At 48.1% G+C, this 12314-nt stretch carries 9 protein-coding genes and 1 pseudogene; 3 read left to right on the forward strand and 7 right to left on the reverse strand.

Going from position 1 to position 12314, the window contains the following annotated elements; genetic code table 11:
* Window positions 1-57: 57 nt before the first annotated feature.
* Genes CGC65_RS09655 through CGC65_RS09665 form a run of 3 tightly spaced genes read left to right on the forward strand, consistent with a single transcriptional unit; the run spans window position 58 to window position 7884 of the window.
* A complete protein-coding gene (locus CGC65_RS09655) occupies window positions 58-4023 on the forward strand; it encodes an ATP-binding protein (protein ID WP_002565999.1) in 3966 nt (1321 codons plus the stop codon).
* A gap of 13 nt (window positions 4024-4036) precedes the next feature.
* The gene (locus CGC65_RS09660) at window positions 4037-5374 is read left to right on the forward strand and encodes an ABC transporter substrate-binding protein (RefSeq protein WP_002565998.1); all 1338 of its coding nucleotides are present in this window, start codon (window positions 4037-4039) and stop codon (window positions 5372-5374) included.
* The gene (locus CGC65_RS09665) at window positions 5371-7884 is read left to right on the forward strand and encodes a hybrid sensor histidine kinase/response regulator (RefSeq protein ID WP_002565997.1); all 2514 of its coding nucleotides are present in this window, start codon (window positions 5371-5373) and stop codon (window positions 7882-7884) included. Before CGC65_RS09660 ends, CGC65_RS09665 begins: the two co-directional genes overlap by 4 nt.
* A gap of 30 nt (window positions 7885-7914) precedes the next feature.
* Here the strand turns inward: CGC65_RS09665 and CGC65_RS09670 are convergent, their stop codons facing one another.
* The 7 genes and pseudogenes from CGC65_RS09670 to CGC65_RS31755 all read right to left on the reverse strand — a co-directional run bounded on the left by CGC65_RS09670 (window position 7915) and on the right by CGC65_RS31755 (window position 12268).
* On the reverse strand, window positions 7915-9360 hold the full coding sequence (locus tag CGC65_RS09670; protein ID WP_002565996.1) for a GntR family transcriptional regulator: 1446 nt from the start codon (window positions 9358-9360) through the stop codon (window positions 7915-7917).
* A gap of 199 nt (window positions 9361-9559) precedes the next feature.
* Complete coding sequence (locus CGC65_RS30950; RefSeq protein WP_007036466.1) at window positions 9560-9709, reverse strand: hypothetical protein; 150 nt, start codon at window positions 9707-9709, stop codon at window positions 9560-9562.
* Between the two features lie 54 nt (window positions 9710-9763).
* On the reverse strand, window positions 9764-10645 hold the full coding sequence (locus tag CGC65_RS09675) for an amidohydrolase family protein (protein ID WP_007036465.1): 882 nt from the start codon (window positions 10643-10645) through the stop codon (window positions 9764-9766).
* A 27-nt stretch (window positions 10646-10672) separates the two neighbouring features.
* Entirely contained in the window at window positions 10673-10813 is a 141-nt protein-coding gene (locus CGC65_RS31275; RefSeq protein ID WP_002565994.1) for a hypothetical protein, read from the reverse strand.
* An 88-nt stretch (window positions 10814-10901) separates the two neighbouring features.
* Window positions 10902-11788: pseudogene (locus tag CGC65_RS32720) on the reverse strand (DUF3100 domain-containing protein).
* Window positions 11773-12105: a hypothetical protein gene (locus CGC65_RS31750; RefSeq protein WP_002565991.1), complete on the reverse strand. Its 333-nt coding sequence runs from the start codon at window positions 12103-12105 to the stop codon at window positions 11773-11775. The pseudogene CGC65_RS32720 and the gene CGC65_RS31750 overlap by 16 nt, the downstream one beginning before the upstream one ends.
* A gap of 28 nt (window positions 12106-12133) precedes the next feature.
* A complete protein-coding gene (locus tag CGC65_RS31755; protein WP_007036462.1) occupies window positions 12134-12268 on the reverse strand; it encodes a LysR family transcriptional regulator in 135 nt (44 codons plus the stop codon).
* Window positions 12269-12314: the final 46 nt, after the last annotated feature.

Raw genomic sequence — 12314 nt, forward strand, 5'->3', positions numbered from 1 at the left:
GGGGCCGGGTTAGGCAGGGAAATAAGCGGTGACTGAACCGGAGAGGAGGATAAGTGTATGTCTCAAAATCCATTTCATGGAAGTTCATCAGAACTAGTGGAATCCGTATTGAACAACGCTCCGGCATCTATCATCGTTTGTTCGGCAGAAAGCCGTGTTCTGCTCTATGCCAATGAGCGTGCCCGCAAACTCTTTTTGAAGGAGGATTACCGTCCGGGTATAACCTGCTATGAAGCGGCCGGGCGCTGTCGTCCATGCCCCTTCTGCCAGTATGAGGAACCGAATTCTTCAGAGTTTACTGTGTGCAATTATATGGATCCGGTTACCCGGAGGATTTACCAGGTGAGCAGCAAGATGATTGACTGGGAGGAAACACGGGCCCATATTGAGTATATTGTGGATGTGACCGGGGCTCAGACGAAGACGGAGCGGTACCGGAACCGTTCGGAAGGCCCGGACCGGACACTGTGCAGTGTTCCATGTGGTTTGTGTATTTACCCAAATGACTGTGTCCATCTGGAAACAGAGCTGAAAGACACCAGGATGAAAATGGAGCACTTGGTTAATTCCATTCCGGGCGGAATAGTCAGCTATGAGATTCAAGGAAAAAAGGCGGTGCCGGACTTTGTTTCCGATGGCCTGCTTGCCCTTTCCGGGCATACCAGAAGCGGGTATAATGAGCTGGTAAAAGGGAACACCATTGACATAATATATGAGGCAGATCGGGGAAGGGTGCTATCGGCAGCGCGCAGTGCGGTCGAAAGCGGACGGGTCATGGATATTTCCTGCCGGATCCGGCATAAGGACGGGCATCTGGTGTGGATTCACATAAGCGGCCGCAGGATTGGACCGAAAGCAGACACGATGCGGTTTTATGCTGTTTTCACCGGAATGTCTGAAGACGCCATTCTGTTCCGCAGTATTGCCAATGACACTGCGGAGCGTGTTTATGTCATTGACAAGGAATCCTATGAATTGATCTACACCAGTGAATCCGCCGGGTTTCTCTGTCAGGGGGCGGATTGTATAGGGCAGAAATGCTATGCTGCCCTGTATGGAAAAAATCAGCCATGTGAATTCTGCACGCTGAAGAGTCATAAGCCGGATGGTGCTGCCCACGGCATGGATTACCATGAAAACGGCCGTTTTTACAGTACCCGTTTCCGGGAAACTCTTTGGAATGGTATTCCGGCTTATCTGAAATATGTGCGGGATGTCACCGAGGAAGTGAAAGCCCAAAAAGAGAAAGAACACATAGAGCAATACTTTCAGACACTGGTCAGAAAGCTGCCGGGAGGTGTGGCAGTAGTTCGGATTGAAAAAGATGGGCGTAAGACGCCGGAGTATTTTTCAGACGGTTATGCCATGCTGAGCGGTATGTCAATGGACCAGGTGTGGAAATCATACGGTGAGGACGGCATGGCAGCCGTACATCCGGACGATGTAGAACAGCTGAATGCGGAATTATCCGACTTTATGGCCAGCGGCGAGGAACAACGGGAATTTACATACCGGATAAAAAGGGGAGATGGGGAATATATCTGGATTAAGAATATGACTTCCATGCTCCGGCGCGGGGAGGGCGAGGTGATTCTCTATGCCAGCTACCGCGACTTGACTGTGGAGTTTAAGGAGCAGGAGCAGATTCGCCGTCAATACAGAGAATTGATTCTGCAGCATTACCGGACACCAGGACCAAATGCCTTGATTGTGGGGCACTGTAATATTACCAGAAGCCAGATTACGGAAATCAGCGATTATACGGACTCTGGCCTTCTGGAATGCTTTGGAACGGAGAGGGATGCATTTTTCACAGGCATATCTACTTTAATTCTGGATGAAAAAGAGCGGCGGGATTATATGAATCGTTTTCTCAACGAGCCTACCCGGGCTGCTTTTCAGGCTGGCAAACGGGAACTGGAGCTGGACTGTTTTATCAGGCTGCCAAAGGATGTGAGAGGCCGTTACGTGAAATTTAAGGTAAACCTGGTGGAAGAACCTGACACGGGAGATATCACTGGAATCCTGACCGTTTATGATATAACAGAGCAGACCATTGCGGAACGGAATTTGAAGAAGCTCTCTACTTCAGGATATGATTTAATCGCGGATGTGGACCTGTTTCATGACTTCTGTACGATTTTGAGCGGAAGATTTACAAAAGACGACCTCTGTGCAAAATCAGGGCGCCACTCAGAACGCCTGGCATACATGATGGAAAGACAGCTGGTTCCCAAGGACAGGCCGCGAATAATGAAAATGCTGGAGCCGGAATATATACTGGAGCGGCTTAAGCAGGAGGATCCCTATTCTCTATCCTATTCTATATTGGGTGAGGCGGGAGAAATCCAGACGAAGAAGCTGACTGTTTCCGCCACGGACCTGCGGCTGGGCCGGGTCTGCCTGGCCAGAGCTGATATTACGGATTCTGTAAGGGAACAGCAGGGGTTGCTGAATGTGGTGGCCTATACATTTGAGATGCTGGGAATCATTCACCTGGGAAGCCGGCACATTACCCTGTATACGCATCAGGCGGTGCTTCAGGTCCTGGAACCCAGGCGGGCCAGCATTGACAGCTGGCTTGCGGATATTAAGAAAAAATACGCTCCGAAAGGAGGGGAAGAGGAGGTTGAACGATGCTTTGGATTACAGAACATGCTTGCCCGCCTGGAGGAAAGACCAGGAGGATATGATTTTGTCCTTCCCTATCTGGAGGAGAATCAGATCCGGTATAAGCAGATTAATATACTCTGGGGGGACGGGGACCATAAGATGATCTGTATTGTGCGTCAGGATGTGACAGAGACGATGACTGCGGAGCGCCGGAGCAAGGAAACATTGGAGCAGGCGCTGGCGCTGGCAGAGGAGGCCAACCGGGCCAAAAGCGACTTCCTCTCCTCCATGAGCCATGATATCAGGACGCCGATGAATGCAATTATGGGTATGACGACACTGGCCAGGGCGCATCTGGACGAGCGGGAGAAGGTGGAAAATTGCCTTCGCAAAATCACTCTCTCTTCCCGACACCTGTTGAGCCTGATCAATGATATTCTGGATATGAGTAAAATCGAGCAGTCCAAGATTACGTTAAACAATGACAAGGTATTTCTTTCAGACTTGCTGGAACAGCTGTATTCTATCATAGGACAGCAGGCACAGGAAGCAGGGCTGCAATTTGATGTGAGGACTTCCAATATTATACATCCATACTTTTACGGGGATGCCCTTCGTATCAACCAGATATTAATTAACATACTGGGGAATGCGGTTAAATTTACGCCTGATGGCGGGACGGTAACATTCCTGACCGAGGAACTCCCCACGATCAAGGGACCGGGATATGTCCGGTACTGCTTCACGATTCGTGATACAGGAATTGGTATGCCCGAGTCGTTTTTGTCCCATCTATTCGAGCCCTTTACGCGGAACCGGAATACGGAACATGTCGAGGGAAGCGGTCTTGGACTCAGCATAACAAAGGGACTGATAGAGCTTATGGGCGGCGAACTTCTTGTGGAGAGCCGGGAACGGGCAGGAACTACCTTCAGAGTGGAGATGGAGTACAGAATTGCCCCGGAAGACAATAGGGGGGAATCTGGGGATAAAACGGGAGTTTCAACACCGTCCGGGGCAGACAGGCTTACAGGCCGCTGCCTGCTGGTGGCAGAAGATAATGAGATTAATGCGGAAGTCCTTAGCGAGCTGTTATTGTTACAGGGTGTAAGAACTGTTGTGAAAACAAACGGCGTCCAGGTGCTGAACGAATTCCAGAGCGCGGCTTACGGCACCTATGACGCTGTACTGATGGATATTCAGATGCCGGAGATGAATGGTTATGAGGCAGCACGTGCCATTCGAAATCTGGAACAAAAAACAGGCCGCCATATGCCTATCATTGCGATGACAGCCAATGCTTTTGCGGAGGATATACAGGAGGCTATGAAGGCAGGTATGGATGCGCATGTGGCAAAGCCCATTGATATGTCCGCTCTCATGAAAACTTTGGATAAGCTGCTGGTATAAGGAGAACTGGTACATGATAAAACGCAGTTATAATCTCTTCTTTTCCGCACTGGTTCTCTGCATTGGGAGCTTGAGCGGCTGTCACCGTTTCCCTGGTTCCGGGAATGAGGTGAATATTGTGGAGCCGAAGGCGCAGAGGGATCTGCCTCAGGGAAAGACGCTGACCTTTTTTGCTCCTGTGGAAGGAAAATCCAGCGGAGCCGTATCATACAGAAGGTTAATTGACAAATACAATAAAAGCCATGATGTTCATGTTGTATTTGAGGGCATCGCGACTGCGGACGGCTATAATGAGTATCTTGAGGAACGGTTAAGAACCGGAAAGGGCGATGATATTTTTATTGTCAATGAGGACAGTGTAAAGACCCTTGCGCATAATGGGTATTTCCAGGATTTGTCTTCTCTGGAAGCGTTTCAGAAGTTAAACGACAGCGCCAGGGAGGAGGCGGTCATCGGGGATACGGTATATTGCATTCCAATGAATATGACGGCATATGCATTATTTGTCAATATGGATGTGTTAGAGCGGTATGGACTGGAAGCGCCGGACAATCTGGAAGAATTTAAAGTTTGCTGTACTGAGATAAAGGCGCTTGGAGGGACGCCGATCAGCCTTAGCCGCTGGCATGCTACGGCTGTACCCACTATCGCCAACGGATTATATAAACTCTATGACGGCCCGGATATCCAAAAACACCTTGAATTGCTGAATTCCGGGGAAGAGCAGATTGGGGATTATATGGTGGAGGGATTTGAGGCATTTCAAACCTCTGTGGAGAACGGTTGGTATGGGGATGGGGTGGATGGGGATGCCGCGGATGCACTGCGCGCGGGAGAGAAGGATATTTCTGATTTCACTTCCGGTATGACCGCATTTTATTTTGGGCCCCTGGAATATATCCCTTTGGTGGAAGAGGCAAATCCCCCGCCCGATTATCATGTACAGGGAATTCCCGTTCCGGGAGGAACGGCATTGCTGATTACTGTAGTTTCCCGCCTCTGCGTTAATCCGGACAGTGATAATCTGGACGAGGCCATGGAGTTTGTGTCATATCTGTCCAGCGAGTATTATAAAGAGAGTATGGAAAATGGAACGATTATTCTGCCCGTTTATAAAAGCTCGGATTTTACGCTGAGCAATGAGAAGATGCGGCCTGCATATGATACATATGTATCAGGAATCAGGATTCCGGCAGAGGATATGCACTTGAAGTTTGGCAGTTGGGATGTTGTGCGGGAATTATGTCTTGAAATGTTTAATGGAAGGACAGCTGTGGAGGCCACAGAGGAATACAATAAAATCCAGCTGGAACAGATTTCCGCATATGATAAACAGGAGAAACACCCTTGAAAATAAAAGAAGGAAGAAAAACGTATAAGTATTTAATTTATATTAGCTGCCTCTGTCTCTTACTGGCGATTGGAGCCATGACGGCTGTAAGCCTGATGAGCGTACAGTCTGTTCGAAAACTGGTGCGGAATACGACGACCAAGAGTATTACGGAGCTGACCGTCAGCAAAGCACAGTTTCTGGATGAAAAGATACATTCAGAGCTGCTGTCCCTTCAGTCCTTTGCCGCAAATCTTGGGGCCTTTGATGATTTGTTTGCCTACCCGGAATTACTGGAAGATTATAAAGAAAAGCACGGGGCGGCCCGCATGTGGATTATTGATACGAATGGAACCTATCAGGACACAGGGGGGATGAATAAGAACTTCGCGGATAAGAAGGAACTATTCACCGAAGCGCTGCAGGGGAACGAGGGAATTACGGATGTATTTCTGGGAGAATTAGGAAGACGTCAGATAATGTTTCAAATACCGATTTATAGAGACGGCAAAGTGGTGGGCGGTCTCTATGAAGCATATCCTGTGGAATTACTGCAGAATGCTTACCACGGTTCTACATACAATGATGCCGGTTACAGCTATGTATTGGATGATAACGGTTCGATTGTGCTGGCCCCGGTCCGTTTCAGCTATCTCCAGATATATAGTACGATTCAGGATGTCTTAAAGGATGGGGAAAATGATGAGGAATCCATCCGGAAATTTTCAGCGGCCCTGCGGTCCCAGGCCAGCGGTACGGCGGTATTTGACTTTGAGGGAGAGAAACAGTTTCTTACCTTTATGCCTCTTATGCAGAAGCATAACTGGTATTATGTATCGGTTATTCCCCTGAGCATGGTGGAAAAAGACGGTACGGCAATTATCATGCACACCATGAAAATGGCTTTTATCATAACCGCGGCAATCGTATTTTCAGTTGCTGTTATTGCTGCGTTTTTTCTGCTGCGCAATAAAAAAAGAAGGGACTACGAACGGTACGTTCAAAATATCAATGAGGCGATTGCGCAAAACATTGATACCGCTATTTTTATAGTGGACGGGCATACCGGCCATGTAGAGTATGCATTTGAAAATGCAGAGAAGATACTGGGCATCAAACCGCAGAATCTTGGAGAAGACTGTGGCCGGTGTTCCGGCAGCTTTTATGAGACGCTATGCAGTGTCTTAAAAGAGCGGATTGATGAGAAAACAGTAAAAACAATTCCGGTGTATAACGATCTGCTGTCCAGACAAATGTGGATTCAAATTGCTGCCCTGCCTGTAAAACTGCTGGGGGAACTAAAGTACATATTTGCCGTTACAGATGTAACCCACGACAGACAGATACGGGAAAATTTAAATGCCGCGGTTGCCGCAGCCGAACATGCCAATGCATCGAAAAGCGTGTTCCTGTCCAACATGTCCCATGATATACGGACACCTATGAATGCAATCGTTGGAATGACAAAGCTGGCGGAGATTCACATTGAGGACCGCGAAAAGGTAAAGGACTGTCTGTATAAGATAGGAATTTCTTCGAAACATTTGTTAGAGTTGATTAACGATGTACTGGATATGTCAAAAATCGAAAGCGGCAAGCTGGTCCTCACTTCGGAATCATTTTCCCTTACGGAGCTGATTCAAAGGAATATTGCGATTGTAAACCCGCAGTACCAGGCAAAAAACCAGGTCTTTGTGACAGAAACAAAGGATATCCGCCATGAATATCTGCTGGGTGATTCCCTGAGGTTTAACCAGGTCTTGTTAAACCTGCTTTCCAATGCCGGTAAGTTTACACCTGAAAATGGAACCATTACGTTAACGGTTAAAGAACTGCCGCAGAAGCATTCAGGCCATGCCGTTTACCGGATTGCAGTAGCTGATACAGGCATAGGCATCAGCCCTGAATTTCTGCCAAAACTCTTTCTGCCCTTTGAAAGGGAGAGAAGCCGGCATCAAAATCAGGCGGAGGGAACCGGACTGGGTCTTGTTATCTCTAAAAATATCATAGCGGCGATGGGGGGCCAGATTTATGTGGAAAGCCGTTTGGGGGAAGGTTCTGTATTTACCGTGGAGGTAGAGCTTCCGCTTTCCAAGGAAGCGGATGACGAGCTTTGCGGCCGGACTGGCCCACGGGACTCCCGAAATATTTTCACAGGCAGGCGTTTTCTTCTGGTGGAAGACAATGAGTTAAACTGTGAGATTGCCTCTCAGCTGCTGGAGGTATCCGGAGCGGCTGTGGAATGCGCTCCCGACGGAGCGGAGGGGGTAAAGGCGTTTGAAGAGAAGGACCCCGGTTATTTTGATGCGATTCTCATGGATATCCAGATGCCGGTCATGAATGGATATGAGGCTGCCAGGCGCATCCGTAAATCCACGCATCCGCAGGCAGGGAGTATTCGGATTATAGCAATGTCCGCCAACACATTTTCGGACGATGTGCATGCAGCGCTGGAATCCGGTATGAATGCACATGTCGGTAAGCCCATTGATATGGATGTGCTTGCAGACGTATTGTCTGCAGTTTTGTAGGTACAGAAGCATTTCGTTCTGACGTTTACATCATATACCAATAACCAAAAGCTTTTTTGCTTCATGAATTCCCTGTGAAATCATAATTTCTATTGTAAAATGAAACTCCCCGGCCATTAGCTCCTCTAATTTCATGGAAAAACCAGCGGCATCTTTTTCGGCCAGGAAAAGGTCAAATTCCTCAAAACAGGAAAGATAGTAGTGGATTCTGCCCTCATCCGTTTTCCATATGTCTTTCAGGGAATATCCCCAAAAGAGCAGCTGAAGCAGCTCTTTGTAGACAGTACGAATAGCCTTATAAGGGGCAAAACATTTAAGAAGCTCCAGTGTAGCGTAGCCGATTAATTCATACTGCTGACTATTCTTTAAAGCAGCCAAACGTTTTCTGCATGTTTGCAGGCCGTCCTCTGTCAAGGCCTGTATGGTGCCTTCGGCCACGTCCCGGCAGGATAAGGTGAGAAACTGCAGGCTCTGCGCCATATCCAGGAGCCGTTTGCGGACGGCAGGGTTTTTAAAGTCGCAGTTTTTTACAATCTCATGTGAAGGGAGGACTCTTGTGCCAATCCGTTTGGCGGATTTTGTTGCCCCAACGCCGTTTAGCAGGGAAAGCGCCCTGCGGACTGTGCTCACTGAGACCTGTTTCTCTTGGGACAATTTGTTGAGAGAAGGAAGAAGGGTATCAGCAGGGTACACGCCATTGTTGATTGAAACAAGCAAATCCATAGCCAGCGAATAGCAGATCTGGGATGCCTTATTATAAGAATTCCACTGAAATGCGACTTCCTGTTCCGGCGGAGGCATCGTGATTTTTTCATCATAAAACCGGCACAGTGCCAGAGACAGGCTGTCCTGAGAAGCATAAACCAATTCCCGCAGGCAATCCCAGTCCTGTTTTATACAGCAATCCCAAGAACGCGGGAGAAAATCTTTGATTATAAAGGTACGCCATGGATTATCCCGCATATTAAAGAATGGGTTTTCACAGAACATGAAAATCTGCCAGACAAGCCGGAAAAGCAGATTGTTCCCTAGCGCAGTGTAGGCCCGGACAACATGTTCAAACGTGGTTGTCTGGGGCAGTGAATGGCTGTCTTCAAGCTGGCGGAGATTGCCGTAAATCTCAGCAGGAATGTTTTTAAAACCAATCCATTGGGCATGGCCCAGTAGCGGGCGCAGGGATTTACTTAAATCAATCAGGATGTTTTTCCTCTGCGCATAGAACATCTGAATATTCTGTTCAATTTCTTCTTTTCCGTAATTCCTGACTACCGTAGTCCCTATATTTGTGGAAATGGTGACCAAGCCATCCCGCTGCAGCTGCTGATAAGCCGCGCGCATCGTATCAACGGAGACAAAGAAATCAGCGGCGGCGTTTTCGATGGAAGGCAGAACATCACCAAACCCATAGATTCCAAACTGAATGTGTGTTTTTAAAACACTGTAGACAACCTGATACCGTTCCATATTGCCTTTCATGCAGGGCACCTCATTTCGCGTCAATCATTATATGTAAATTAGTATAGCATGAAAAGGAGTGGTTATCTACAAATACTTGTTTTAGCGTAGCAGTTTGGGCGGCGGGGAAAACTTAATAAGCGCGTTTTATTATCTCTTCCATATGTATCTGGGCTTCCCTGCGTATCTTCTTCTCGTCCAGAGTCTGTACTTCCCGATTTTACATGACAATCTTACCATTCATAATGGAATCTGTTACATCATGTCCATTGGCGGCCTCCACTATCGTGTTGATTAGGTTCTGGGTAGGGCTCAGATGGGGCTGGTCGATGTTTAAAAGGATGACATCTGCTTTCCTGCCTTCTTCCACAGTTCCCAGGATATCGCCTTTGCCAATGGCGTTGGCACTCCCCTGATGGCTATTTTAAGAAGCGTGGGACAGGGACATGACCATAGGGTTAAAGAATGGGAGCCCCCAGTATGCTATCATGCTGTAGCGCAGCGCCTTCATTTCATCAAACAGGTCCAGGTTGGACGGGGCTGTGCCATCACAGCCAAGGCTCACATTTAGGCCTGCCTGAAGCATCTGCGGTGTTTTTGGAAATCCATGATTGGACAGATTGGCTCTGGGACAATGGATTACTTTTACATCCCTTCTGGCCATCATGGCAATGTCCTCATCGGAAAGCATAACGTTGTGGGCGGTCAGAAGATTGGGGTCAAGTACACCCATAGACTTCAGAAACTGGGCCGGGCGCAGATGGTAATTTTGAAGGCAGAAGCTGACTTCATCCTTGTGCTCACACAGATGGGCATGAATTCCGGTGTTAAGTTCAGCAGCAGCAGCATCCCTTGCCATGGCGATCAGAACCCATGAACAGGTCATGACCTGGCGGATGGCAAACCAGATAGAGATTCTGCCGTCCCCTTTGCCGTCATATGCCTTGTACAGGTCCCTGGTGTGCATGATTGCTTCCTCTGCTGTTTCCTTCATTGCGCCGGTAATTGCATTGCCCATATCTATGGTGAATTTGGCGATGGTTGCTTGCATGACTGATTCCAGTACCGCGTCGGCCACGCGTTCCATATGGATGCCGCCGGAATCGGCAAATGAGGTGGTTCCGTTCTTAATCATATCCAGACAGGCCAGTTGTCCGTTGATATAGGAATCATCGGGCCTTAAGTTGCTTTCAAATGGAACCAGGAACCTGGTCCACACCATAGGATATTCATCGGAAACCCTTCCCCGCAGAAGCTGCTGACACGCATGGGTGTGCCCGTCCACAAGGCCCTGCATCAGGAGCATGCCTTTACCATCTAACGTTTCAGATGCCTAGAAAATCTCTTTTATTTCCCCAGCAGGACCGACTTTCTTAATCCATGAATCGTGGATGGCAACACTCATTTCTTCTGAAACCGTCATATCCGGCTTAAGGATCCGGCATCCATTTATTAATATATCACATTTTACCATTCTAAATCATTTCCTCCTTGGTATCATAACATAACACATTCCGGTTTTATACTCATGCGGCTTAAATTGCTCCGGTGGCCCGCAGTACCTAATCAGCTACAAAGGCAGAGAATATAAAAGTTCCTGCCATAACAAGCAATGTAATTACCACCATCTTCCAACCCATTTTGACAAAGTTTTTAAGGTCCTTCCCAAGGGAAATTCCTGCAAATGCACCGAGTGCGGTGGCAGGAGCTATGAAGGTTACCTTGGACGTGACCTGGATGATGATATCCTTGACCGGTGATAGGGGTTTTCTGCCAATCTTAGGTTCCAGCAGCGCATACAGTTTTCGGGTTACAGGAAGTCCGACAAAGGTTCCTATATAGATTCCTGTGATTCCTGTAAGCATGTCGCTGGCGCCCCCCATTACCATGATATCTTCTGCATATGAGGGATAGATTTCCCCAGTGTCTCTGCCGCTGAGCTCAGCATAGATCCGCTGCCAACTCCGCTTGCCATACCCATGGCAAGCGGGTGGAAGATATTCCAGGATGCAACCACACCTGCCAGCAGGCTGATAAACACGGTACCGATAACAGAACCTACAATGTATACTGCAAAGGTACCCTCTGTCTCCTTGGCATCCGGTCCGTATATATCCGTGGTCAGCCCAAGGTTTGAATCTCTGTTAATGGAATAACAGGCGCCGATGGCTTCCTTTTTCAGGCCCAGCAGCAGCGCGATGGGAAGCGAAATGAAAATAGTTCCCAGATTGCCGAATTCCTGTAAAATTAGAGTGGGTCCTACCGCTACCAGCTTTGACAGATTTGCCCCGGCAGCCCGTACCCGCTTCCAACTACAAACCCCTGATGTGCCCGCATAATAGAATACGCGGCCGCTCGATCCGTATCTGGCTGCATTTTGCCAGAGGATGGGCCTTCTGGAGATAGGCATGGGCTGTGCGGTAGGAAATGGGGTTAAAGAGGATCCCATGCCCCCTGAGTTCCTGCATCATCTGGCCTTTCAGCTGTTCCGCAAAAAAAGATGACACCCAAATCCGCAAGGTCCTTTTCCACCTGCTCAAAGACACCGGACGTCTTGTACTCCCTGAATCCTATGTAATATTCAGGAACATCCAATGACTGTATAATAGACATGAAGGAATCCATGCCGCAGATATGGTGCTGAGCCGCCACATAGAAGGCATGGTTGCTTTCCTTTTTATCCTCATACTTTAAATCCAGATGGTACAGACGGTTTAAGCTCCCCTTGAATTCGATGAATAGTTCCTTGCCGTCACCGGTCAGCATAACCCCTTTGGACGTCCTTAAAAATGCCTTAATCCCATTGCCCTTCCACTACCCGCACTGCCTCCGAAACACTGGATTGGGCGGCAAACAGCCGCTTGGCTGCCTCACTGATAGAGACCGAATCAGCTACCGCTACGAAATATTTCATCTGCTGTAATGTCATGACTTGGTTTTATTCCTTCCCCCGGGTATACAGATATTACATTTAT

Origin of the sequence: Enterocloster bolteae, assembly GCF_002234575.2 — a bacterium.
Taxonomy (GTDB): Bacteria; Bacillota; Clostridia; order Lachnospirales; family Lachnospiraceae; genus Enterocloster; species Enterocloster bolteae.

Coding starts and splice junctions, on each gene's coding strand:
- CGC65_RS09655 (WP_002565999.1), top strand. CDS start 58: ATGTCTCAAAATCCATTTCATGGAAGTTCATCAGAACTAGTGGAATCC.
- CGC65_RS09670 (WP_002565996.1), bottom strand. CDS start 9,360: ATGAAAGGCAATATGGAACGGTATCAGGTTGTCTACAGTGTTTTAAAA.
- CGC65_RS31275 (WP_002565994.1), bottom strand. CDS start 10,813: ATGGTAAAATGTGATATATTAATAAATGGATGCCGGATCCTTAAGCCG.
- CGC65_RS31750 (WP_002565991.1), bottom strand. CDS start 12,105: ATGCTGACCGGTGACGGCAAGGAACTATTCATCGAATTCAAGGGGAGC.
- CGC65_RS09675 (WP_007036465.1), bottom strand. CDS start 10,645: ATGCTCCTGATGCAGGGCCTTGTGGACGGGCACACCCATGCGTGTCAG.
- CGC65_RS31755 (WP_007036462.1), bottom strand. CDS start 12,268: ATGACATTACAGCAGATGAAATATTTCGTAGCGGTAGCTGATTCGGTC.
- CGC65_RS09660 (WP_002565998.1), top strand. CDS start 4,037: ATGATAAAACGCAGTTATAATCTCTTCTTTTCCGCACTGGTTCTCTGC.